Source organism: Pedobacter sp. BG31 (genome assembly GCF_042464845.1).
Classification (GTDB): domain Bacteria; phylum Bacteroidota; class Bacteroidia; order Sphingobacteriales; family Sphingobacteriaceae; genus Pedobacter; species Pedobacter suwonensis.
Genome location: NZ_JBHNZK010000030.1, coordinates 1 through 26861 on the forward strand (window position 1 = coordinate 1; position 26861 = coordinate 26861).

General features: G+C 38.5%; 17 protein-coding genes and 2 tRNA genes. 1 reads left to right on the forward strand and 18 read right to left on the reverse strand.

The features are described 5' to 3' along the window. Window positions 1-170 precede the first annotated feature (170 nt). On the forward strand, window positions 171-830 hold the full coding sequence (locus ACFE6N_RS22345) for an ATP-binding cassette domain-containing protein (RefSeq protein ID WP_378940073.1): 660 nt from the start codon (window positions 171-173) through the stop codon (window positions 828-830). A 108-nt stretch (window positions 831-938) separates the two neighbouring features. On the opposite strand, the gene ACFE6N_RS22350 is transcribed toward ACFE6N_RS22345, so the two are convergent. From ACFE6N_RS22350 to ACFE6N_RS22435, 18 genes are all read right to left on the reverse strand, one after another. Beyond that, window positions 939-1802, reverse strand: coding sequence for an AMP nucleosidase (locus ACFE6N_RS22350; protein WP_378940074.1), 864 nt, complete (start codon window positions 1800-1802; stop codon window positions 939-941). Between the two features lie 65 nt (window positions 1803-1867). Beyond that, window positions 1868-3136 (reverse strand): ATP-dependent Clp protease ATP-binding subunit ClpX, encoded by a 1269-nt coding sequence (gene clpX / locus ACFE6N_RS22355; protein WP_378940075.1) that lies wholly within the window; start codon window positions 3134-3136, stop codon window positions 1868-1870. Then, window positions 3090-3797, reverse strand: a complete 708-nt coding sequence (gene clpP / locus ACFE6N_RS22360; protein ID WP_090982152.1) for an ATP-dependent Clp endopeptidase proteolytic subunit ClpP — start codon at window positions 3795-3797, stop codon at window positions 3090-3092. Before clpP ends, clpX begins: the two co-directional genes overlap by 47 nt. 53 nt (window positions 3798-3850) lie before the next feature. Further along, the gene (locus ACFE6N_RS22365; RefSeq protein ID WP_378940076.1) at window positions 3851-4210 is read right to left on the reverse strand and encodes a four helix bundle protein; all 360 of its coding nucleotides are present in this window, start codon (window positions 4208-4210) and stop codon (window positions 3851-3853) included. A gap of 82 nt (window positions 4211-4292) precedes the next feature. After that, window positions 4293-5645: a trigger factor gene (tig, locus tag ACFE6N_RS22370; protein ID WP_378940077.1), complete on the reverse strand. Its 1353-nt coding sequence runs from the start codon at window positions 5643-5645 to the stop codon at window positions 4293-4295. A 161-nt stretch (window positions 5646-5806) separates the two neighbouring features. Continuing rightward, window positions 5807-5888 (reverse strand) — tRNA-Leu (locus ACFE6N_RS22375). 449 nt (window positions 5889-6337) lie between these two features. Continuing rightward, window positions 6338-6422 (reverse strand) — tRNA-Leu (locus ACFE6N_RS22380). A 150-nt stretch (window positions 6423-6572) separates the two neighbouring features. Further along, window positions 6573-6875, reverse strand: coding sequence for a lipoprotein (locus ACFE6N_RS22385; RefSeq protein ID WP_378940078.1), 303 nt, complete (start codon window positions 6873-6875; stop codon window positions 6573-6575). 101 nt (window positions 6876-6976) lie between these two features. Then, window positions 6977-7780, reverse strand: a complete 804-nt coding sequence (locus ACFE6N_RS22390; RefSeq protein ID WP_378940079.1) for a helical backbone metal receptor — start codon at window positions 7778-7780, stop codon at window positions 6977-6979. Between the two features lie 53 nt (window positions 7781-7833). Beyond that, the gene (locus ACFE6N_RS22395; protein WP_378940080.1) at window positions 7834-8517 is read right to left on the reverse strand and encodes an ABC transporter ATP-binding protein; all 684 of its coding nucleotides are present in this window, start codon (window positions 8515-8517) and stop codon (window positions 7834-7836) included. A 152-nt stretch (window positions 8518-8669) separates the two neighbouring features. Then, window positions 8670-11096 (reverse strand): ABC transporter permease, encoded by a 2427-nt coding sequence (locus tag ACFE6N_RS22400; protein ID WP_378940081.1) that lies wholly within the window; start codon window positions 11094-11096, stop codon window positions 8670-8672. A gap of 93 nt (window positions 11097-11189) precedes the next feature. After that, window positions 11190-13583, reverse strand: a complete 2394-nt coding sequence (locus ACFE6N_RS22405) for an ABC transporter permease (protein WP_378940082.1) — start codon at window positions 13581-13583, stop codon at window positions 11190-11192. A 77-nt stretch (window positions 13584-13660) separates the two neighbouring features. After that, entirely contained in the window at window positions 13661-16042 is a 2382-nt protein-coding gene (locus ACFE6N_RS22410) for an ABC transporter permease (protein ID WP_378940083.1), read from the reverse strand. A gap of 90 nt (window positions 16043-16132) precedes the next feature. Next, on the reverse strand, window positions 16133-18511 hold the full coding sequence (locus ACFE6N_RS22415; RefSeq protein ID WP_378940084.1) for an ABC transporter permease: 2379 nt from the start codon (window positions 18509-18511) through the stop codon (window positions 16133-16135). 76 nt (window positions 18512-18587) lie between these two features. Further along, a complete protein-coding gene (locus tag ACFE6N_RS22420; RefSeq protein WP_378940085.1) occupies window positions 18588-20975 on the reverse strand; it encodes an ABC transporter permease in 2388 nt (795 codons plus the stop codon). Between the two features lie 88 nt (window positions 20976-21063). Beyond that, window positions 21064-23424 carry an ABC transporter permease gene (locus tag ACFE6N_RS22425; RefSeq protein ID WP_378940086.1) on the reverse strand — a complete coding sequence of 787 codons (2361 nt, stop codon included), beginning with the start codon at window positions 23422-23424 and terminating at the stop codon, window positions 21064-21066. Window positions 23425-23512: 88 nt separating this feature from the next. Further along, window positions 23513-25882, reverse strand: a complete 2370-nt coding sequence (locus tag ACFE6N_RS22430; protein ID WP_378940087.1) for an ABC transporter permease — start codon at window positions 25880-25882, stop codon at window positions 23513-23515. A 234-nt stretch (window positions 25883-26116) separates the two neighbouring features. Beyond that, the gene (locus tag ACFE6N_RS22435) at window positions 26117-26815 is read right to left on the reverse strand and encodes an ABC transporter ATP-binding protein (RefSeq protein ID WP_090982122.1); all 699 of its coding nucleotides are present in this window, start codon (window positions 26813-26815) and stop codon (window positions 26117-26119) included. Window positions 26816-26861: the final 46 nt, after the last annotated feature.

The window sequence follows — 26861 nt, forward strand, 5'->3', positions numbered from 1 at the left end:
TTCGTCTTTCCGCAACAAGGACCTAAGTTCTTCTGACGTGTAGTTCTTTATTGTTAATGCGTTCTTGCTCATGTAAGCAAGTTACATTTTTTTATTTATTTGTAAAAATATATTAGACTTTATATATATGATTTAATTTTTTTTATTGGAATCTTAGTGGTATCATCAATATGCAGGAACTTTCTATCGACAGTGTTAATCAATTTTTTTCAGACCGCGAAGTATTAAGCAGCGTTTACTTAAACTGTAAAATCGGTGAAGCAGTCGGTTTGCTGGGCAGAAACGGATCAGGTAAATCCACTTTGTTGCAAATCATTTTTGGGAGCGTAAAAGCAAATTTCAAACACCTTAGCATCAATAATAAAGTATATCAAAAAGGTTACCAGTCTAAGAATCTTTCGTATTTACCACAAGATAATTTTATTCCAGACCAGATCACTGTTTTGCAGGCTGTTGATACATTTTGCAAAAAGCAAAAAGCTGAATTAAAGCAAATTGACTTTGTGACCAATCATTTGAGTGCAAAATTCTATAATTTATCTGGCGGAGAGCGAAGATTTATGGAATGTTTGTTAATGATTTACAGCGATACGGAATATATACTTCTTGATGAGCCATTCTCGCAATTATCTCCATTATGGATAGAAGAATTAAAAAAACATATCAATAAAGCAAAAGCAAAAAAAGGCTTTATTATTACCGATCATTACTACCAGTCTATCTTGGATATTTCTGACAGGGTGGTATTGCTGCATAACAAATGTAATTATACCATCAATAATGCAGATGACCTGATCACACATGGCTACTTATCTGGATTTACAGCTTAAACTTCGGGATATAGTTCACACTGATCTGATAGTACCCAGAAAGTTCTAATATCTTTCCTATTGAAATTAAAGACCCTGAAACAAGTTCAGGGTGACAACTTCTTCCTCTTAAAATAACAGGTGTTTAACCGTTAATCCATTATTGATCAATTGCTTTAATGAATCGATACCAATACGTAAATGGGTTTCCACATACCTTTCGGTTACGGCGCTATCGCTTTCTGCAGTTTTAACGCCTTCAGGAATCATCGGTTGATCAGAAACCAGAAGCAAGGCGCCGGCTGGGATTTTATTCGCAAAAGCTGTGGTAAAAATCGTTGCTGTTTCCATATCCACTGCCATTGCACGCAATGTTTTCAAATACTTTTTAAACTCTTTGTCATGCTCCCAAACCCTGCGGTTGGTGGTATAACAGGTCCCAGTCCAGTAATCCCTGCCATGGTCACGTATTGTTGTGGAAATTGCCTTTTGCAATGCGAAAGCTGGCAAGGCAGGTACTTCTGCAGGCAGATAATCATTTGAGGTACCTTCTCCCCTAATGGCAGCAATAGGTAAAATTAAATCACCCAACTGGTTTTTCTTTTTCAATCCACCACATTTACCCAGAAAAAGCACTGCTTTAGGTTTAATGGCTGTTAGCAAATCCATCATGGTTGCAGCCAGCGGACTTCCCATACCAAAGTTGATAATCGTAATACCATTTGCGGTAACACTTTGCATCGGCTTGTCCAAACCCATAATCGGAGCATTATCATTCCATTCGGAAAACATGCTTACATATTTACTGAAATTGGTTAACAGGATATAATCACCAAATTGATCTAATGGCCTGCCTGTGTAACGTGGCAACCAGTTTTTAACAATCTCCTCTTTCGATTTTAATCCTGATTTAACCGGACTTTCAACTTCTTTTATTTTTTTTGATTTCTCGACAATCTCCTCGTCTTTTTTAACATCTTTTTCTTCATTCATAACAATTAGTTTAGCGCTAAGCGTATTACAAAAAATCCTCCCGCTTTCGCGAGAGGATTTGAATTTTATGCGGCCTGCAACTTTTTAAAGTCGGCTTTTTCAAATTTTTCTATCGCGTAATCGAGATTGATGTGCAATTCCTTCACGTCAGTCTGTGTCGGCGTATCAAACATCGCGTCTAACATAATCGCTTCGCAGATTGATCTTAAACCTCGTGCACCCAATTTGTATTCCATCGCTTTATCTACAATGAAATCCAGAACTTCATCTTCAAAAACCAACTTCACATCTTCGTAGGCAAAAAGCTTAACATACTGTTTGATGAGTGAATTTTTAGGCGCTGTTAAAATATTTCTTAACGATTCTTTATCCAATGGATTTAAGTGAGAAAGAACTGGTATACGGCCAATTAATTCCGGGATTAATCCAAATGATTTTAAATCCTGAGGTGTAATATACTTATAAAGATTTTTAAGATCTAATACCATCTCATCTTTCTTTACTTTATAACCTACTGCCTGGGTGCGTAAACGGTTGGCAATTTTACGCTCAATACCATCAAATGCGCCACCACAGATAAATAAAATATTATTGGTGTTTACCGGGATCATTTTCTGATCCGGGTGCTTACGTCCGCCCTGAGGTGGAACGTTTACTACCGTACCTTCTAAAATTTTCAGTAAGGCCTGTTGCACACCTTCGCCCGATACATCCCGCGTAATAGAAGGATTATCGCTTTTACGCGCTACCTTATCTACCTCATCTATATATACAATACCACGTTCAGCGGCGGTTACATCGTAATCTGCTGCCTGAAGCAATCGGGTAAGGATACTTTCAACGTCTTCACCAACATAGCCCGCTTCAGTTAAAACCGTAGCATCGCAGATACAAAAGGGCACATGCAAAATTTTCGCAATGGTTTTAGCCAGTAAGGTTTTTCCGGTACCTGTTTCGCCCACCAGCATGATATTCGACTTCTCAATCTCGATCTCGTCTTTATCTACCTTTTGGTTCAGGCGTTTATAGTGGTTATAAACCGCAACAGACAATACTTTTTTTGCATCATCCTGACCAATAACATACTGATCAAGATGTTGTTTAATTTCAAGAGGCTTTAGTAAATTAATTACCTCCTGAATATTTTTCGTGCCTTTAGTACCTAATTCCTGTGCAAGCAACTGATTGGCCTGGGTAACGCATTTATCGCAGATAAATGCATCCATACCTTCAATCAACATCAACGTTTCATGCTTGCCAGAATGGCAGAATGAGCAACGGGATTCTTTATTTTGTTTCGCCATCTTTTTTTGCGTTTCTCGATAATACTTCATCAACCATACCAAATCCTTTAGCCTCGTCAGCTGTCATCCAGTAATCGCGATCTGAAGCTTTCTCTACCCAATCATAGGTCTGGCCAGAATGCTCTGAAATAATATCGTATAATTCTTTTTTCAATTTCAACATCTCTCTTAAGTTGATCTCCATATCAGATGCCACACCTTGTGCACCGCCTGACGGCTGGTGAATCATTACTCTTGAGTGAGGCAACGCAGCACGTTTACCTTTGGCACCGGCCACCAATAAAACAGCGCCCATTGATGCGGCCATACCGGTACAGATTGTTGCTACATCTGGCTGTATATACTGCATCGTGTCGTAAATACCTAAACCGGCATACACCGAGCCACCTGGAGAGTTAATGTAAATCTGGATGTCCCTATCGGCATCTGTTGATTGTAAAAACAATAACTGCGCCTGAATGATATTTGCATTCTGGTCATAAATCGCATCGCCTAAAAAGATAATGCGATCCATCATTAACCTTGAAAAAACATCCATCTGGGCCACATTCAGCTGGCGTTCTTCAATAATATACGGCGTCATGTTCTGAGGGTTCAGATTAGCCTGTGCAATAAATTTATCTACGTGTAAACCGCCAATTCCCTGATGTTTAACGGCAAATTTTCTGAATTCTTGTGAGTCTATGTTCATGATTATAGTGTTTGGCGTTTTGCGGTGAGCGTTAAGCCCGCCCAAAACGCTAGTTACTTTAATAAATATTTTCTGAAGTTGGTTAATTTCCGTGCCAATTTATCTAATTCTTCAAGATAATCATTCAACTCTATGTCAGAAATATATTTTCTCCGTTCTAAAACTACTAAAATATTTGCATTCTCAAATGTAGAACGATGTGCAATATTCAGATAATGAGCAAATTCCTTATTTGAAACTGATCCAGACCCTTCCGCGATATTATTAGATATGCTAAGAGCAGCCCCATTGAACTGCTCTGCAAATCTATACTTTTTATCAACTGCCAATCGGTCAGCTATATCCAATAATTTATCGGTCAATACAATTGATAACTGCCAAATTTCGAGCGATTGAAATTTAAATTGTGCCATAATTAAATATAGCAATAGCACAACAATTTACAAAACGCCTCAGGCAATTGTAATAACGCTTAGCGCGACTCGCCAACCGCTTTTATTTTTTCTCTACCAAGGCGACAAACTTATCGTAATCAATATCTTTTTGTTCTAAAGTAACAACAGATTTAATTTGTTCGAAAGTTTTTAATGCTTTTACTTCCTCGAAAACACGGTTTGCATTTTCCTTTTCCTGTAAAAACTGAACAGCATATTGAGCCAACTGATCTTCAGGAAGCGGACTTGGGCTGTACATTCTGAATTGTGCATCCAATTTAGCCTTAGCTGCCTGAACAACATCCTCATACTTGATTTCAATGCTATTATCTTTGATGATTTTGTTTTCGATCAACGTCCATTTCAGATTTTTAGCGAAATCATCATAACCCTCAGCTAATTCCTCATCCGTTAGTTTTTCGTTTGTAGCTTTTAACCAGCGACGTAAGAATTCATCAGGCAATTCAAATGTGTGTTTAGCTAATAATGCTTCATAAATATCATTAGATAATTTACGCTCAGCATCTTGTTTAAACATACTTTCTACTTCTTCGGTGATTTTTGCCCTGAAACCAGCTTCGTCAGTTACCGTACCTTCACCAAATAATTTATCAAAAAACTCCTGGTTTAAATCAGACTCTTCTAAACGGTTAACGTTTTTAACATGAAGTTTAAAGTCCCCTTTTAGCGCAGCAGCTTCTTCTTCTGAAATGTTTAAAGCTTTTGCAATTACAGCAGCATCTTCGAATGCTTTTTGGATATCAATCGTTACTTCATCGTCTTTCTTTAAACCAATTAGCGATTTAAGAATATTTTTATCTTTGATTTGATCTAAACGAACACTTCCTGTACTGGTAATGCCACCTTCAACAGCGGTACCATCTTCAGCCACCTGGGTCAATTCTGCGTAAAGCACGTCACCATCAGCTGAAACCTCAGGATTGGTCATTTTACCGTAGCTACGACGGATATTTTTGATACGGCTTTCTAACGTTTCCTGATCAGCTTTAATCACGTATTCGGTAAACTTATCTTTAGATGAAATATTTACGTCGAAAGCCGGAGCTAAACCTAATTCATAATCAAACTCGAAATCATCGGTATTATCCCATTTGAATTCACGTTCATTGTCCATTTTAGGGAGTGGCTGACCTAAAATTTCCAGTTTTTGCTCAGCGATATAGTTAGATAAGGTATCGTTCAACAAGTTGTTTACCTCTTCTACTAAGATACTTTTGCCGTACATCTTTTTAATGTGGGCAGCAGGAACCATTCCTTTACGGAAACCAGGTAATTGTGCTTTTTTAGCTTGATCTTTAATAGCTTTATCTACTTTTCCAGTGTAATCAGCAGGTGCGATCTTGATTTTTACAACAGCATTTAAGTTGCCGGTTTTTTCCTGTGTAATATTCATTTTTTCTGAGATATATTAAGATGTGCTTCAGATCGGGGCATTGAGACATGATAAAACCATATATCGACACAACCGAAACAGTACATCAATTTTTATTAATCAATGTTTTTTAAAAACAAAACCGTTCCGATGTAAACATCGGAACGGCCTTTATCTTGTTGTGCGGAAGAAGGGACTCGAACCCCCACGCCGTGAAGCGCCAGATCCTAAGTCTGGTGCGGCTACCAATTACGCCACTTCCGCAGTTAGGATGTTGTAAGGACTGCAAAGATAGAAACAAGATTGGATAATCAAAAGGCATCACCCATATTTTAGTGCGTATTCTTTAAAATAAATGCTAACTCATTAATTTTTAAGGAGAAAATTTTACGGTCGAATGCATTTTCCACAAGTCAGTGTACTCGTTAAACGGCTTTGTCCCCTATTTCAACACCTATTTCAGCAGGCGAAGATACCATTGAGAGGAATTTAAAAATGAGCGACTACAGAACTTCCTTTAATCTTTAAAACACCAAACGTTCCTCTGAACAAAACCGAAACATATCCCTGACTTATAAAAAATATAAAATTGGTGTCACCGTGAACGGAGTCGATGGGTATCTCTTTTAATCGATTATCATTATAGATAGGTCGTCGACTACATGACCATTAATCACAAAAAAACCGCCCTGGATATCAGAACGGTTTATATATGGTGCGGAAGAAGGGACTCGAACCCCCACGCCGTGAAGCGCCAGATCCTAAGTCTGGTGCGGCTACCAATTACGCCACTTCCGCAGATAGGATGTTTTAAGGACTGCAAAGATAGAAACTTAATTGAATAATCAAACTTTTATTAATTATAAAAATTTGATCCGGAAGATGCGTGATACACAAACCAAGAAATGTACCAGCCAAACCAGCTTAATACCTTACAATTCCATTTAATTAAAATCTTACCAGCGTTACATCAACCAGTTCCGGACCACCGTCGACAGGATAACCAGCAACCTTTTTTCCTTTAATCGTAACCTTTTTATCTAAATACGAATCCAGGTTTATGGTTCCACTTTTCAAAGCATAAGTTTTATGGTCAGCTTTTAATAAATGCGTACCGTATTGAAAAGTAGTGATCCCTGGCTTTTCTATTGTTCCACTTGCGGTAACCGTACTGGTTTTTTCTCCATTTTTAACTGAACTGCAACCAGAAACTGCCGCTACAAATAAGGCTAATACTAATATCTTTTTCATATGATTATGTTTTTACCAATATTGATTATTGAATAACAACTTATTATAATTATGATAACGATCCAAATTAAAGATGTGCTACAAATGATAAAAAATTGCGTCTAACGATCAATAATTTGCTTCTGGAATTCAAAAAAGTATTGAACTGCTTTAACCAATCGACTTCCATACCAGCTGAACATTTCGCCGTCAACCAACATTACTTTAGTATTTGGAATGGCCTCATTTATTTCTTTTATATGTTTTTCGCTAAAAGGATAAGGTTCTGACGATAGCAGAATCAGTTCACAGTTCGAAGTTTTCAGTTCCTCAAGCGTTATTTCGGGATAGCGATCCTGATGGATGATGTTCATCATACCATTGCTTAGCAAAATATCATCAATAAATGTATTTTTTCCCGCAGCCATATAAGGCTTCCGCCAAATAAGATAGGCTACCTTTTTATCAATTTTATTTTGAAGCGCAAGTGTTTTCAGGTCATTAAATCCCGCTGATATTAAATGGTTGAGGTAACCGGCTTCTGGCTGCCGGTTTACCAGCTCGCCTATTTGCGCTATGGTTTTCATGGCATCATCCAAAGTAAAGATGTCGCTCATCCATACCGGAAAATATTCGGCTAATTCTTCGATATCGGACTGTGTGTTTTCTTCTTTGTTGCCGATAATGAGATCTGGCTCTAAATCCTTAATCAGATCAATGTTCAGCTTTTTGGTACCGCCCACCTTGGTACGCTCCGCAAATTTTTCTATCGGATGGATACAAAATTTGGTTAAACCGATAATTTCCGTATCAAGGCCAAGATTGAACAACAACTCCGTTTGAGAGGGCACCACAGAAACAATCCTTTTGGGTGGAAAATTAATGGTAACCGCCCGCCCCATCTGATCGGTAAACGTTTTTTGCATAGCGCAAAGTTAATTAACCACAGTTAAAAAGGATTGTTCCCACTGGAAATATGTTAAGCTTTAACCTTGATATCTTCTTTTATAAGGCCATCTGCAATGTGTAATATACGGTTTCCATACTGGGCATTTTTTTCTGAATGGGTAACCTGTATAATGGTAATACCCTCCTCTTCATTGAGCTTTTTAAACAGGCTCATAATTTCTTCAGCCTGGGCCGACTGTAAATTTCCTGTAGGCTCATCGGCCAGAATAATGGAAGGCTGCGCAGCCAGGGCCCGTGCGATACCTACCAACTGCTGCTGACCGCCCGACAATTGATTTGGGAATAAATCTTTTTTAGCCACGATATTAAACCTGTCGAGCAGATCTGCTATCCTGCTGGCGCGTTCGGCGCTACCCACCTTTTTATATAAAAGTGGCGCCTCAATGTTTTCGTAAACCGTCATCTCATCAATTAAATGGTAAGCCTGAAACACGAAACCGATATGGTTTCGGTAGAGCTCAATTCGTTTCCGTTCATTTAAACTGGTTACATCTTCGCCCATAAAATGATAATTACCGTAAGTGGGCTCTTCTAACATGCCGATAATGTTAAGCAAGCTAGATTTTCCGGCACCGGATGGCCCCATAACAGAAACAAATTCGCCTTGATTAATGGTAGTGGTTACTAAACGTAACACATAATTTTTAACGCCTTTGCTGGCGTAGTATTTTTCGATATTGGTAAGTTGTATCATATTTTAAGGTTTAAGGCATTGGGTTTAGGCGTATTAATCTTACTTCACTACCTTAAAACCTTAGGCCGTTATTCATATTTTTAGTGTTGAGCGCAATGCGTTTGGCGGTGAGTGAAAAATCTACCCTAAATACCAAACGCTATGCGCGGGTGTTATTCATATTTAAGTGCGTTTACCGGGTCGGTTACAGCGGCTTTTCGTGCCTGTATACTTACCGTAAGGATGGCTATAACTATTGAAACTAACGTAGCAGCGGCAAAAGGTATAAAGGGCACTTCTATCCGATAAGCAAAGCCTTCAAGCCATTTTTTTATAATAATATAAGCAATAGGCCAGCTGACTAAATTTGCCACAACCACCAGAATCAGAAAGGATTTGTTGAGTAAGCTTACAATCTGGATGTTTGATGCCCCAAGCACTTTTCTTACTGCAATCTCCTTGGTTTTCCGCTTAGCCACGAATGTAGAGAGTGCAAATAAACCGAGTAATGACAGGGAGACAGAAACCAGGCTGAACAATACAATCATATTCATAAACCGCCTATTCTCTTCGAGGATTTTCGAAAAAGCATCGTCAAGAGAATTGTACTCTATTGGAAAGTTCGGATACAGCATTCTCCACTCCTTTTCAATTTTTCTGATGATCTCTTTATGTTGAGCAGTATTGAAACGCACCAGTAAATTGTTTGTATTTGAAGTACCTCCAAGTCTGGTTACCTTATAAACCGTTGGCAAAACTGCTTTATCAAAGCCTTCGTTATGATAGTTTTTAATAATGCCAACTACCTGGAAAATATTGTTCTTACCTTCCCAATCGGTTTTTTGATAGGTCTGCCCGATTAATTTTTTTCCGAATAAATTTGCCGCTGCTTCGTTTAAAACTACAGTATTAACCGTATCGCTTTTATATTCCCTGGAAAAAATCCGGCCTTGCAATACTTTCACACCAAGCGCCGGCAGTGCGTCCATCGTAACGGTAACGGTATTTAACTTTATGGTTTTACCCTTGTATTTAATTTCTTCAGGCACATTAAAACTATTGCCTAATACCTGTGTAGTCGTTGCAACATACTGCACACCTGGTATTTTCTTCAGCCTTTCGGCAAAGCTATCTTCATAATTAGTCTTTATATTGATAAGATTTCCCCGTTCAAAGCCTAAATCCTTGCTACTCATAAACCGGGACTGCATTTCCATTACACCAATGGATATAATGAACGTTACCGAAATAACAAACTGAAAGACAACCAATACATTACGAAGAACTACGCCTCGCAAACCGTTTTCGTAATTGCCTTTTAAAACAGCTACAGGATTATAATTAGATAAAACCCAGGCCGGGTATAAACCTGCAAGCAAGGTTACAAACACAAACAGGCCTAACAGCTGGGCAATCAGGACCAATAACCTGGCATTATGCCAAAAACTTAAGGCCACATTAAATTGCTGGTTAAAAGCTGGCAAAACCATTTCAATTAAAACAATACAGAGAAAAAGCGAAATCAGGCTCTGCAACCCGGATTCAACCAAAAACTGAGCGGTCAATTGGCTTTTATAAGAACCCAGTACCTTTTTTACCCCTACTTCCTTGGCCCGCTGAACAGATTGTGCCGTGGCCAGATTGATAAAATTAATGATCGAAACCAGGAGTAAAAATGCCGATATGGCCATTACAGGTTTTAACTTTTCGAACCAGCTCAGGGTATACGGCGGATTGGAATGCACAGTTGCTAAAGGGATGACTTTTAAGCCAGGCAACTTTTTAGGTTTTTGCATATCTTCATAATCCTCCTCCTGTCCTTTCAATAAGTTTTTCCTGAAATCGACATATAACTTCTGTAAAGTCTGGTTCAATACCAACGTGTCGCTGGCTTTATTCAGTTTAGTGAACATCAGGCAGTAATTGTTATTAGTTGGTTCATCAGGGTCTTTATCTTTATTTCCGGTTCTCATAATGGCACTAAAGTGAACACTTTGTGGCGTTTTAGGCTCACTGACTATACCGGTGACCGTAAATAAATCGCCTTTATCATCCCTCCAGCGTATGATTTTTATTGTTTTACCCAAGGCTCTTGTCGTACCGAAAAGCTTCAGGGCCAGATCCTCTTTCAAAACAATGGTATTCTTGTTTTCCAATGCTTTATCGGCACTGCCCTGAACAAACTGATAGTCGAAAACCTTAAAAAAGCTGCTATCCGAATCTTTGATCTTATTCACCATAACCGGATCGGCGTTGTCTGTTTTAACCGAATAACCACTGCCAAAACTCCAGTCGTTATCTACTTTGGTTACTGCAACTGCCTGTGGCAATTTCGTCCTGATCAAATTTGCGATGCGGCTGTTTGAAACCTCATTCCAGTGTTCCTTATTATCAGGGGTAAAAAAATCATGTTTTTCCCTAATCTGATAGACGTTTTTTAATTCCGGAGACCATTTATCGTAACTTTCTTCATGATTGATATACAAAATCATGAGTACAAAAGCAGTTAGTCCAAGGGCCAGGCCAACAATATTTATGGTGGCATATACCTTGTTTTTCCAAAGATTGCGTAAAGCGATTTTGAGGTTAAGTCTGAACATAGTTGTAAGGTTGAGGGTTGGAAGGTTGAAGGTTGAGGGTTGAGGGTTCAGACGGTTGAACCTTCTAACCTGATACCTTCGTCCTTCCCGCCATTATTCATATTTAAGTACATCAATAGTATTTGCCGAGGCCGCTTTATATGAGCGGATACTGACCGTGACCAGCGTAATTGCCATTGATATGGCCATAGCCAATGCAAATGGCCAGATGCTGATATCAATTCGATAGGCAAAACCGGCTAACCATTTCGAAACAAAAAGATAAGCAAGAGGCCATGCCACGATGTTGGCTACGAAGACCATAACGAGAAAAGAACCATTCAGCATTTTTACGAGCTCAAGCGTTGAGGCTCCCAGAACCTTCCGGATGGCAACTTCTTTAGTTCTTTGCGTGGCCACAAATGAGATTAATCCGAACAAACCGATAAATGAAATGAAAATAATCACACCGGCAAATATTTTAAACAACACCCCCATAATCTGTTCACTTTCATAGTAACTGTTGATGGTTTCATTTACAAAAGCTGAATCAAAAACCCCGTTAGGAAAAGTATTGTTCCATATTTTATCAATCTCTTTCATTGTAGCGGCAATTTGTTTGCTATCTATTTTCACCGCCACGTTCCAATAATCGTTTTTTCCGGGAAAAATGGCAAGTGCCGAAATCTGCTCTCGTAATGACTGGTCGTTAAAATCCTTTACCACACCTGCAATAGGCACGGTATTACCACTCGCATAAATTACTTTTCCTATTGCCTCCTGAGGGTTTGTAATCGACATTTTCTTTAGGAAGGTTTCATTAACCACACAGGCATTTGCGGTATCACTCTTATGATATAATTTCCCGGCAATTAATTTCAAATCAAAAACCTTAAAGAAATTTTCATCTGCCCGAATATTCCTTAATTCGAAATCCTTGTTTTTGACGCCATTGTAGGTAAAATCGCTGGAGTTGATGTTACCCGATAATGGCGGCGACTGGCAAAAACTAATATCCTCAACACCCGGAAGTTTGCTTATCCGCTCTTTAAAAATGTTGTATTTGATTTTACTTAAGCTGTCATTAGGGATACCAACCATAGCAACGGCATCCGGATTAAATCCCAGTGATTTTTGCTGCACAAACTGCATCTGCCTTATCACTACCAAAGTTCCGACGATAAGCACTATGGTAATTGCAAACTGAGTTACAACTAAAATTTTCCGAAGGCTCAACCCTCGTTTATTCAATGCTATTTTATTTTTTATAGCCAGGGCAGGTTTAAAACCGGAAATAACAAGTGCCGGATAAAATCCTGCAAGAAAAGCAATGAATAGAACCAGTAATGCCATAAATGCAAAGATTGATGGATGACCAAAAAGGCTGAATTCGATCCTGCCCTTGAAAAGATGCTGCATGGGCGGTATGGCCAGTTCAGTAATTACACACGCAATAAGTAAAGCGGCTAAACTGACTACAAAAGTTTCGGTTAAGAACTGATAGATCAGTTGGCTACGTTTGCTGCCCATTACTTTACGAACGCCTACCTCTTTTGATCGGGTTACCGACTGTGCAGTACTTAAATTAATGAAATTGATACAAGCAGTAATGATCAGGAACAGACCAATTATAACCAGCCCATAAATCTGACTACGGTTGATAGATGCATTTGCAAAATTATCGTATTTATCGCTGAAATGAATAGCTCTTAATGCCTGTAATTTATTTTCCTGATTACCCGCTATTTTATCAACCGGATAATATTTTTTATTAAAATTGGCTATTGATTGTTGCAAATCGTCAGGTTTAAGACCTTCTTTTAGCAGGACATAACTACAAAAGGCGGAGTTGACTGAATCCCAGTTACTATTGAACCGACCTTTGTAGGTTTCGTAACTAATCACAATTTCTAAAGGGAAACTGCTGTTTTGTGGCATATCCTGAATAATGCCAGCTACTTTTAGGTTAATTTTTTCGCCAAGCCTGATGTTTTTTCCAATCGCATCTTTTACGCTACCAAAAAACTTTTCAGCATATTTTGCTGACAGCACAACAGTATTGGGTTCTGCCAGGGCAAGTTCCGGCGCACTGTAGATCCACTTAATATCACTTAAGACATTAAAAAAATCGGGTTGCGCATAATATACAGCCTCCTGGCTTTTCATTTTCTCTTTTCCGTTGGCATCGTTTATCTGTAGAAAAGCGTTTCTTTTTACAATTGAACCCACTGTTTCAAATCCAGCAATTTCATTTCGGGCAGCCGCAGCAAAAGGTACGGGTACTCCTGAAGAAAAATCTTCATAGGCGCTGTATTTCCAGTTGGTGACTACCCGATAAATCCGATCCTCATTTTTATAACCTTCATCGAAACTGAGCTGAAAACGGATAAAAATGAAAATCAGGATACAGCTAGCCATCCCTATAGACAGGCCAAGGATATTAATCAATGTATACCCCTTGTTTTTCCAAAGATTTCGCCAGGCGATTTTAAGATTAAGTTTGAACATATGGTTTAAGGTTTAGGGTGTAGGGTTCAAGGTCTGGGCGCTTTCACCTTACGCCCTCAACCTCCAAACCTTCTGCCTCATTCGTATTTAAGTGCATCGACGGCATTGGCTTTGGCGACTTTAAACGTTTGCAGGCTTACTGTAATCAAAGCAATCAGTATCGATGTTAAAAGTGCCAGCAAAAAAGGCCAGGGATTTATTGAAATTTTGTAATCATATTTTTCAAGCCATTTAGCTACGAGGATGTATGCCACCGGAATGGCAATCAGGTTCGCAATAACCACCAGTTTCATAAAATCTTTGTTCAGCAGAATTAAAATATCTGAAAGATTGGCGCCCAACACTTTACGGATGCTAATTTCCTTACTGCGCTGTTCGGCCATATAGAGCGCCAGCCCTAACAAACCGAGGCATGAAATAAAAATGGCAAAACCTCCGAAGATATTAGAGAGTACACTTAAAAGCTTTTCACTTTTTATTTTTTCAGCCATACCATCGCTTACTAATCTTATTTCTGCCGGATATGCCGGATTTAAACGTTGACTGACCTGTTTAATAGCTTCAAGCGAAGCTGTTAATGATTGCCTGGTATTCAGCCTGAGTAGAAGTGTCTCGCTTTTATTTGCATTATAATAATAAACAGTTGGTGAAACTCTGGCTCCTAAAGATTCGTTAAAGAAATCCTGTACAACACCGACCACTTTTAACGGTGGATTATCGCCCCAGGTAATAACTGCTCCCACGGGATTTTTCAATTTCATTAACTTAACGGCTTCCTGATTTAATAACAAAGAGGTCGCCGTATCCGCAGGAAATTTTGACGAGAAATCTCTTCCTGCAACGATTTTAATACCTGCTGTATTGGCAAAATTAAAACCTGTGCTTCTATAACTAACGATAGAAACATCGTTTTTAGGTTTATCTGGCCAAGAAATATCACTTGTAATGTTTCCGCTATTTGTAAAAGAGCTGGCATATTCTGTAGCTGATTCGATTGCGCCAGCACGTTTAAGCTCGTTCTTGAAGACTTCCAGTTTACCGGGATTTTTTAACACACCTTCCAAATCTATCTGAGCAAGTGCAGCGACATCAAATCCAAGTGGTTTATCTCGCATGTACTGCATCTGCTTATAAATTACAATAGCAGAGATAATCATGCAGATGGAAAGGCTAAACTGTAATATTACCAATGTTTTACGGATAGATAATGAACCTGTTGAACCTTTAAAACCTTTAAGCACTTTTACCGGAATAAAAGAAGAAAGGTAAAATGCCGGGTAGCTTCCGGCAAGCAAACCTGTAATCAATACCATCGACAGCAACAGTATCCAAAATGGGTAAGAACTGTAATCAATATTAATGGAAATATTAAGCAGGTTATTAAAATAGGGCAAGGAAAGTTCGAGCGTAATGAAAGCAATGGCCATCGCTATAACTGATAATAATAGCGATTCGATCATAAATTGTCCCATAATGGTATTTCGGGTGGAACCCAAAGCTTTTCGCACACCAACTTCCCTGGCGCGTTTTTCTGATTTTGCCGTAGAAAGGTTCATGTAATTGATGCAGGCAATAAGCAATACGCAAATGGCCAGAAAAACAAATAAACGCAATTGATCTATTTTACCTCCAGCCGACTTTCCGTTCTCAAAATGATCATACAAATGAAATTTAGCCAAAGGAAAAAGAAAAAGCTGGTAAGTCATTTCTTTCAGATCAGCTTCTTTATTCACGATAAAGTTTTTGATGGCGACATTAGTAGCAGTTAAATCGGCATTATCTTTTAGCTGGAATAAAGTTAAACAGGTGATAGCGCCCCATCCGTTTTCTCTCTCGCCCGGATTTTCCTGTTCATAAAATGTCCAGGGCTGCAATATATCGTATTGCATACTCTGATTTTTGGGAAGGTCTTCGATAACGGCAGTAACTTTTAAACTGATTCTGTTGTCATATTTGATACTTTGTCCGATCGGGTTTTCATCCCCAAATAGCTTATTGGCAGTAGATTGGCTAATCAATATGTTATGCGGCTCGCTTAAGGCCGTATTTGGATCTCCATAGATAAATTTGTGATCAAGGATTCTTAAAAAATCCGGATCAACACTCATCCCTGAAAGTTTAAAATGATGCTGATTATGGCTGAACAACTTCTCTCCGTTATTCATCGATATGCGGGCTGCACTTTTAATGCCTGGCAGTTCTGAAACACCGGCTTTAGCTAGTTTATTTGGAACCGCCATGGTTGTGGACAGTTTGCCATTAAATTTAAGGTTTAAGGCTGCGAAATAAACCTTATCGGCATTTTCATACTGTTTGTCGAAACTCCACTCGTAATTTACGTAGAGCAACAACATTAAACAACAAGCCATGCCGATGGCCAGACCACCAACATTGATTAATGTAAAGCCCTTATTTTTCCAAAGGTTGCGTAAGGCGATTTTTAGATTTAATTTGAACATATTTTTGAGGTTGAGGGTAAAAAGGTTGAGGGTTGAGGGATTGGGCGTTTAAACCATCCGCCTCATTACCTTCTACCTTTCCACCTTGTATTATTCGTATTTAAGTGCATCAACAGGGTTAGCTTTCGCCGTTTTATAAGCCTGAAAGCTCACCGTAAATAATGCTATAGTTAAAGTTCCAATAGCAGCTAGCGGCATAATCCACCAGCTAAATTCTGTATGATATTCAAAATTATTTAACCATTTTACCATTGACAAATAACCGATTGGTATGGCAATTACGATGGCTACAGCGATCATTTTTAGGAAAGACAGTGATAGTAACTGCATTAAATTGGCTACAGATGCGCCTAAAACCTTCCTTACACCAAATTCCTTGGTACGTTGTTCGGAACTATAGGCAACAAGGCCAAACAAACCCAGGCAGGAAACAAAAATGGCCAATCCGCCGAAAAGGTTAGATAATATTCCCAATATTTGTTCTGACTTATATTTTTCCTGATACAGTGAATTTACAAATGAGATCTCAGTTGGGTAAGCTGGGTTAAATGCTTTTGTAATTCTATTAATGGTTTCGATATTACGCTGCAAACTATTTGCATTATTGAGACGCATGGTGATGGTACCGGTTTGCTTTAAATTGATGAAAACAACTTGTGGATTGTTCGATTTGTATGGAGAATCCCATACGTAATCATCAAACACACCAATAATGTGTGCGTTTGTACCGAAAAGCGTTACTTTTTTACCAATCGGATTTTTGTAGCCAAATACTTTTACAGCCGATGCACTAACCATTATTGCGCTGGTATCTGAGGCAAAACGTTCTGAAAAATCTCTTCCCGCCAGTAATTTAATGCCATTGGTCTTAATAAAGTCGTATGATGTAGCCACTTGGTTGAACATAACTGTATTTTCAGGCTTGGTCATTCCATCCCATTTTATATCCATAAAATTTCGGCCATGATGAGAAAGACTAACAGATGATTGATACATCGACGTAACAGCTCCTGCTTTTAGCAATTGAGTTTTAAATAAATCGAATTTGGTTTTCAATTCTCCCTCCTGGGGCATTTCGACCAGCGCATTAACATCAAAGCCCACGGGCTTATTTTTGATGTATTGAATCTGGCGATAGATAACTAACGTTGCAATAATGAGTATAATAGCGAAACAGAATTGACCGATCACCAAAACCTCCCTTAAACTGATATTTAGAAATCCTTTGGCATTTATTTTTCTTTTTAATGTTTGGATTGGATTAAAGGATGAGAGATAAAAAGCCGGATAACTACCTGCTATTAGCCCCGTGGCTGATACAATTCCCAATATCCCAAGCCAACTCGTCACTCTAAAATAAGAAATACCAATATTGAAGTTCAGTAATCGATTAAATGCCGGAAGCGAAAGTTCAAGTAAAGCAATGGCGAGTACAACCGCAATGAATGTAAGAACCATCGATTCGGTTAAAAACTGAAGAATTAGTGACGAGCGGTTTGCTCCAATGGTTTTCTTAATACCGACTTCCTTTGCTCTTTTCTCCGATTTTGCCGTAGCCATGTTCATAAAATTGATACAGGCAATCAGTAAAATCCCAAATGCTAAACCAATAAAAAGGTAAATCTGCTCAATATCGCCACCTATAGGTTTGCCATTTTCAAACTTCCCGAACAAGTGCAGTTTGCTGGCTTGATACAGAAAATGTGGTTGTGATTGTGCATTTTGTGGTGCATTTGTCTTCACCAAAGCATCAACTTTACGATTTACCAAATCAATATCTGCATTCTGATCTAACAATACCATCGTTACGAAACTGTAATTATTCCAGTTTAAATCTTTAACATCGCGATCAAGAATTTCATAGAACGACCAGGGCATTAAGAAATCAAAACGATTAGAACTGTTTTCTGGCAAATCTTTGATTATACCTGTAATGGTCAAATCTTGCCTATCCTGATAACGGACAACTTTGTTTAAAACGTCGGTTGTTCCAAACAAAGTTTTTGCTGTACTTTCCGTTAAGATCGCAGAAAGCGGATTCTTTAACGCGGTTTTCGGATCACCTGAAATAAATTGATAATCATACATTTTAAGCAGGTCAGGTTCAGCAAATTTTGAATCCTTTTTATAGCTGTTTTGTCCGTTAGCAATTAAACTTTTTTTGCCATAATCCATACGGGCAACATATTTCACCTCTGGTAAATGCGCTTTTAATAATGGACCGAGAGCAGTTGTAGTACCATTAAAAGTTGCAGCAATTTTATTACCATCCCCAGGAACATTAGTCATGGCAACATATACATTCCGCCAGTTTTTAGCCTGTTTATCAAAGTTCCATTCGTAAGTAACATACAGGAGCAACATTAAACAGGCTGCAAGACCAATAGCTAAACCAACTACGTTGATAAAGGAAGAGGTTTTATTCTTCCAGAGGTTGCGTAAGGCGATTTTTAAGTTTAATTTGAACATATTTGTCAGGTTTAGCGTAAAGCGCTGTGCGGTTAGCGGTGAATCCCGCTAAACACCAAACGCCTATCGCAGTTCGTTATTCATATTTCAAAGCATCAACGGGATTGGCATTTACTGCTTTTTTGGCCTGTATACTTACAGTTATAATGGTTAATAAAATCGTTATCAATGTGGTAGTTACAAATGGCAAAACAGGAAAATCGATCCGGTAAGCAAAGGTCTTGAGCCACATATTGGTAACCACATAGGCAATTGGCCAGGAAACGATGTTTGCAACAACGACCAGGTAAAAAAATGAACTATTGATCAGTTTAAGCAACTGCACATCAGTTGCACCCAAAATTTTACGCACGGCAATTTCTTTTAAGCGCCCATTGGTAATGTATTTGGCAAATGCATATAAACCCAGTAATGCAATAAAAATAGTGAGTACAGCAGCAGTGAAAAATACCGACTGCAATTGTTCCTGCTTTTTGAACAGCTTACCGTAAAGTTCGTCGAGAAAGGCATAGCGAAAATCTTCTCCATCAAGTTTATTAATTTCAGGCCATTGCGCTTTTAATGTAGCTAGTGCATCGGCCATTTTATTTTGTTCGATCTTGAGCAATATTTCTGTTTTAAAGCTTCCGCAAGGATCTTTAATGGTATAAATTGTGGGTTGAATTACATTTTCAAAACCTTGCGTTTTAAAATCCTTTATTACACCAACTATTTTATAATCGATATCGCAGCCCCTGATTATTTGTCCAACAGGATTTTTAATACCATACCTGGCAACTGCACTTTCATTTACAATTGCCGAATTTATCGTGTCAGTTTTAAATTTGCTTGAGAAAAAGCGCCCTGCTTTTAACTTAATATCCAAAGTTTCAAAATAATCAAACTCTACATTAACAAAATCAATATTGGCTTTTATACCATTTGCAGTATAGCTGTTTATTCCATTTGGGCCGCCAGGAATAAATGTACTTACCGTTGCTGATTTGATACCTGGAACTTTTAGTATTTTTTGCCTGACAGGTTCGAAATTAATTGAGCCAAATTTGGCCGGATTATTAAACATTGTTAAATTTTTGACATAAACAACCTGACTGGCATTAAAGCCTAAATCTTCGCTTCGCATGTATTTTAACTGCGAATTGATAATGAATAAGCCAATAATGAAAATAACTGCCATACTAAATTGAAAAACCAGCAACGCATTACGTAGCCAATAACTTTGTTTACTGGTAGAGAAATTGCCTTTAAGTACGAGTGATGGCTTAAAACCTGACAAAACAATCGCCGGATAAATGCCTGCGCAAAAGGTAATTAATGCTAAGATAAGAGGTATTTTCCAGAATAACCCATTCGCACTATGCCAGATGGACAAGTGAACCTGAAACAGGCTGTTGAATCTAGGCAAAGCTAATTCTGCCATAATTAATGCTAAAATAATAGCGCCTAAACATTGCATCAAGATCTCTACCAAGAACTGTTTGGTTAACTGGAAACGATAAGCACCCATAACTTTCTTTATACCGACCTCTTTAGCTCGCTTACCTGCTTGTGCTATACTCAGATTAGTGAAGTTGATACAGGCAATCACCAAAATCAAAACACCCAGGACAGAAATTGCTATTAATATTTTATAGGGAGCATCGTTACCCGCTTTTGGCTTTAAATGCTGGTTAGCCAATGGGTCTAAAAAGGTAGAGATACCCTTTATTTCTTTTATTGACTTTTTCTCACTTTTGTCCTTCAATAATTCAGCACGGTATAAACCGGTAATTTTTTGTTCAAGATTTTCAACATCTGTTGCAGGTTTTACCTGTAAATAGATGGTGTAATCGTTCGTGTTATAATGATCATTCTTGCCAAGTTCATTACCAATACTAACACCATCAAAAGAGAAGTTGGAATGCTGGTTATTTTTTATAGATCCATTAATCACTCCGGTTATTCCAGAAGTGCTTGCTCCAAAACCAACCATTTCTGGTTTATCATCCTGTTTATTCGGAAAAAGCGTTTTCATGCTTTCAGTGCTCAGATAAGTAAGTCGTTCGCGCTCTCCTGCCGGCTTTATGAGACCATTAGCGGGCTGGATATTTAGAATTCTGGCGGCATCATAACTTACCTGTAGAATTTTTTTAGTAAACAGCGTATTTTTTCCGTTTTTAATTGTCAGTTCAAAAGCACTATCCTTTATCACACCTGCCGACACAACTTCTGGAAAATTTTGCCTGATTGCTTCAGCAAAAGGGGCAGCAACATAATTGGTTTTAAATTCCGGGTATGTTATTCCAACAATGTATATATTTTCGTAATTCGGATTTTCCTTATCGAAACTGGTTTCATAGGTAAAATAGAGCGTTACCAAAATAAACGCAGCCAAAGCAATGGCCAGCCCGCCAATATTAATGGCTGTAATCCCTTTATTTCTCCATAGGTTCCGCAACGCGATCTTTAGATTTAATTTGAACATATTTTTTAGGTTGAAGGTTGAAAGGTTAAAGGTTGGAAGGTTTAGGACGCTTTAGCCCTCTACCTTCTTACCCTCTTCCTTCCGATCTCTATTCATATTTCAAAGCATCAACAGGATTTGCCTTGGCCACTTTTAACGATTGTACGCTAACCGTTAAAATGGCTATCAATACCGATAATCCGATGGCGATGATAAACGGCAAAGGGGAAATTGATACACGATATTCATAAGCTGAAAGCCATTTATTGATAACGATATAAGCTAACGGAAATGCAATCAGGTTGGCGATGGCAACCAGTTTGACAAAGTCTTTATTCAATAAAGTGAGGATATTTGCCGTACTGGCGCCTAAAACCTTCCGGATACTGATTTCCTTTTTGCGCTGCTCGGCCATAAATAAAGCCAGACCCAATAAACCCAGACAAGAAATAAAAATAGCAAAACCTCCAAACCAGTTAGAAAGTGTTCCCAACAGTTTTTCATTTTTGAATTTTAATTCAAAGTTGTCATCAACAAACCTTATCGTGGCCGGATAAGCAGGATTTAGTCTCTTCGCTGTTTCGCTAATCTGGTTAACAGATGAGGTGATGTTGTTTTTATCATTTAATCTCATAATAATGGTAGTAACATTATCAGGATTTTGCGCAATAAGTAAAGGAGTTGCTTTCTGATACGGAGATTCCATTACATAATCTTTAACCACTCCAATGATCCTTACTGGCTGCCCCCATTCAATCATTTTACCGACAGGATCTTTCATTCCCATCACCTTAACCAATGCCTCATTAACCAATACATGAGCGGTATCTACAAAATCTTTAGAAAAGTCTCTTCCCTTTAACATTTCCATACCAGTAGTTTTGGTGAGATCGAGGTTGGTAAACCTAAAGTTGATTAGGATTTGATCTTTTGGGTTTTTACCCGGCCAGTTGATTCCATAAGTATTGTTACCACCACTAGTTAACGACAAACTGTACTCGGTATAGGCAGTTACGGCACCCGATTTAAGCAATTCATCTCTGAGGATTTCGCGTTTTTCCTTTTTTGAAAATTCACCTTCTATAGAAATCTGTACCAGATTTGCTTTGTTGTAACCGATAGGTTTATTTTTAATATAGTTTAACTGCTGATAAATTACTGCAGTACAAACGATTAAACAGGCTGCGAATACAAATTGAAAAATAACCAGGAATTTACGAATTGACAGTGAAGAGCCTCCGGCAAGTTTAAACCCTTTTAAGACTTTAACCGGGTCAAAAGAAGAAAGATAAAAAGCAGGATAACTTCCGGCAATTACCGCAGTAAACAGCGTTAAGCCAAAAAACACCGTCCAAAATTTATAATCTTTATAATCTATCCCAAGGGTAATGCCCAATAAATTGTTAAAATACGGCAGGCTTACTTCAATTAAAACAAAAGCCACAAGCATGCTCAGTGTGGTTAATAAAACGGATTCGAACATGAACTGGCTTACCAGGTTATTTCTGGAAGAGCCGATAGCTTTACGCACGCCAACTTCGCGTGCCCGTTTTTCTGATTTGGCGGTAGAAAGGTTCATGAAATTAACGCAGGCAATTAGCAGGATACAAAAAGCCAAAAGAAAGAATATTCTGAGCTGATCTATCCTTCCGCCTACGTTTTTACCATTTTCAAATTTATCGTATAAATGCCATTTAGATAAAGGATGCATAAAAGGTTCGCCATTAATTGCTTTATCGTGGGCCTTGATCATGCCTTTCATCTGGTTATTGGCACGAGCAAAAAAGGAATTATCCTGAAGTTGCGCAAACAACATACAATAGTTGTTTCCCCAGCCACTGTCTTTAGTCCATGGATTTAATTTTTCGTACAATCTCCAGGACATGATATAATCTTGTCCCAATGTCGAATTTTTAGGGCGATCAGCAATAACGCCTTCTACTTTCAAACTCTCCTTGTTATCCAGTTTAACTACCTTGTTAAGCGGATCTTCATTACCAAAAAGGTTTTTAGCCAGTGTCTCTGTCAGAATTACCCCATCTACACTGTTCAAAAAAGTATTTGGATTACCTTTCAACACCCTATAATCGAACATCTTAAGAAGATCCGGATCGCCGAAAACGGCGTTCATTTTAAAGTTGTTCTGATTGTAGGATAAAAGCATCGGTTCAGCATAAGATAAACGGCTTACCTTGGCCACACCAGGAACTTTTTCTTTGATTTCATCTCTCAACTGACCTGGGAAGGCCATAAAGCTAAAGGTTTCAGAAGCGGTTTTTTGTTTATTGTAAAGCACATAAGTTTTATCATAATTGGTAAACTGCTTATCATAACCATATTCGTAGGCTACATACAATAATAAAATCATGCAGCTGGCCAAACCAATGGCCAACCCGCCCAGATTGATCAGCGTGAAGCCTTTGTTGCGCCAAAGGTTGCGTAAGGCTATTTTTAGATTGAGTCTAAACATCTTTTTAAATTTAAATGTTGAAAGGTTGCAGGTTGTAAGGTTTTGGACACTTTAGCCTTCTAACTTAAGACCTTTCGCCTTCTCTCCATTATTCATATTTAAGTGCATCAATAGGATTTGCCTTTGCCACTTTTACCGATTGCAAACTGACCGTTAACACTGCAATTAAAACAGAGATGACGATGGCGAGCAGAAAGGGTAGAAACGAAATAGCCACACGATAATCAAAAGCAGACAGCCATTTATTGATAATGATATAAGCTAAAGGAAAGGCAATCATATTGGCAATGGCTACCAGCTTTATAAAGTCTTTATTCAGCAACACCAGGATATTGCCGGTACTCGCGCCTAAAACCTTCCGGATACTGATTTCCTTTTTGCGTTGTTCGGCCATAAAAAGCGCCAGACCCAATAAGCCTAAACAAGAAATGAAAATGGCAAAACCACCAAACCAGTTCGAAAGTGAACCCAATAATTTTTCATTTTTAAATTTCTCTTCAAAAGATTCGTTCACAAATTTTCGGTTTACAGGATAATTTGGCTCCATTTGTTGTACCAGATCATCAATCTTGGCCAGAGAAGAGCTGATGTTCTGATTTGGACTTAACCTTGCTATAAGTACCCTCGCGTCGCCATTTGTATTTGCCCTAAAAATCATCGGGGCCACTCTTTGATAAGCACTTTCTACCACAAAATCTTTTACAACACCAACAGTAGTTAGTTTTCTACCCCAGAAAGTGATTACCTTGCCCACCGGATTTTTCAATCCCATCATTTTCACTGCTGCTTCATTTAACAATACGCTATTGGTATCATTAGGAAATTTCACAGAGAACTCCCTGCCGCTGATCATTTTAGTGCCAATCGTTTCAACAAAATCATATCCTATTGCCCTATGGTTGAAAGAAATAGCCTCATTAGGATTTTTGCCTTCCCAGTAGACAGCCGTAGTATTGTCTCCTCCTTCAGTAAAGTCTGTACTGAAAGAGGTAACATTGCTTACAGCGCCCGATGCTAACAGTTGGGTTTTAAGCAAGTCCAATTTAACGGGATCGGTTATTTTTCCTACTACAGCAATTTGAATCAAATTGGATTTGTCGTAACCAATGGGCTTGTTCTTAACATAATTGAGCTGCTGATAAATGACGGCTGTGCAAACAATTAAAGCTGCAGCAAAAACGAATTGGCCCACCACTAGCACTTTTCTTACCGCAGCGGATGAATCTGTTTTAAGGGTGAAACCTTTTAAAACTTTTATAGGCTCGAAAGAAGATAGATAAAGGGCCGGATAACTGCCGGCAACCAATCCGGTCAAAATCATTAACCCCAACAAGGTTAACCAAAACAGGCCATTATGGTAGTCTATTGTTAGTTTAATATCTAACAAGCTATTAAAATATGGCAAACTAACCTCAATTAAGATAAAAGCTAAGACGGTTGCGATAAAAGTGAGGAGTAAGGATTCTAAGAAAAACTGATTGATAAGCGCTTTACGCGTTGACCCTATTGCTTTACGAACGCCAACCTCTTTTGCCCTGCGCTCTGAGCGTGCTGTAGATAAGTTCATAAAATTTACACAGGCGATCAACAAAATGCAAAAGGCCAGCAATAAAAATATCCTAAGCTGATCTATTTTGCCACCTACCGATTTGCCGTTTACAAAATCATCGTACAGATGCCATTTGTTTAATGGATGTAATAAAGCTTCAGACATATTATCTTTCTGGTTGCGTTTATAGATATCATGCATCAAATTATTTGCAACGCTGAAAAAGTTGTTATCCTTTAACTGGACAAGCGTTAGGCACATATTATTGCCCCAATTGCCCTCCTTTACCAAGCTTTCCCGTTTTTCTAACAGTGCCCAAGGCATAATGCACTCAAAAGCCAGGCTACTGTTGGCAGGCACATCTTCTATTACTGCTTCTACCTTTAATACATCCTGATTTTCAAGCTTTACCATTTTATTAATAGGATCTTCATTTCCAAATAACTTTTTTGCAAAAGATTTGGTGAGGATAATGGTATTTACATCTTTCAAAACCTGAACGGGGCTTCCCTCAAGAAATTTGTAGTCCAGTATTTTAATGAAATTTTGATCAGCAAAGATGGCACTGCTATTTATTTTATTATCGCCAACAGTAACGAGTTGTTTTCTCGGATAAGTAGTGTGAGCGGCATATTTAACACCAGGAATTTTTTCCTGCACTTCTTTAGCCATCACATTGGGTGTCCAGGCCCAGCTAAAAGTTTTACCGCTTGCCTTCATGTTTTGATAAACTACATAAGTCTTATCATGATTGGAGAATTGCTTATCGTAACTCCACTCGTAAGCCACATAAAGTAACAAAACCATGCAACTGGCCAAGCCAATGGCTAAGCCACCGATATTGATCAGAGAGAAACCCTTGTTTTTCCAAAGGTTCCGTAAGGCTATTTTCAGGTTTAATTTGAACATATTGCTAAGGTTGAAAGTTGGAAGGTTAAAAGGTTGGAAGGTTTTAGCGCATAAACCATACGCCTTCTACCTATGAACCTTTTACCTTATTTGCCAATCCCAGATCTTCCCATCCGGGAAGATTATTGGGCGGCTATCATTAACTAAACTAAAATCTTTTTTTTAGGTGTAAGGTTTAGGGCTGAAGGTTTAAGGAAGATTAACCTTACACCCTAAACCTTTTACCTTAAACCTCTATATCAGTTCTTCGTTTCTACTTTTATTTATCTTTTCCGAAATCACATGACCATCTTTCAGGTTAATGATCCGGTTAGAGAAACTGGCATCGTGACTGGAGTGTGTAACCATTACAATGGTGGTTCCGGTTTCATTTAGCTCGCAGAGCAATTCCATTACTTCGTTACCATGTGAGCTATCCAGGTTTCCGGTAGGCTCATCGGCCAAAACCAATTTCGGCTTGGTAACCAAGGCCCTTGCTACCGCTACCCTTTGCTGTTGTCCGCCGGATAATTGTTGTGGAAAATGCCCGCTACGGTTTACAATATTCATTCGCTCGATGATTTCGTTTACCAGTTTCTTACGCTCTCCGGCAGGAACCTTGTTATAAATTAAGGGCAATTCAATGTTCTCAAAAACGGTTAATTCATCGATCAAATTGAAATTCTGGAAAACGAAACCCATGTTTCTCTTTCGGAAATTTGAGCGCTCCCTGTCGTTGAGGGTTAAAAGCTCTGTATCAATAAATTTGTAGCTTCCGCTTTCGGGCTTATCCAATAAACCCATTACATTTAACAAGGTAGATTTCCCACAGCCTGATGGCCCCATAATGGAAACAAACTCTCCTGCTGCTACATGGAGATTGATGCCATTGAGTGCAGTCGTTTCTACTTCTTCTGTTTTGTAAACTTTTTCCAGATTTTCTATTTTAATCATAATTCTAGTATCAAGTATTTAGTATCAGGTACTTGGTAGCAGGTAT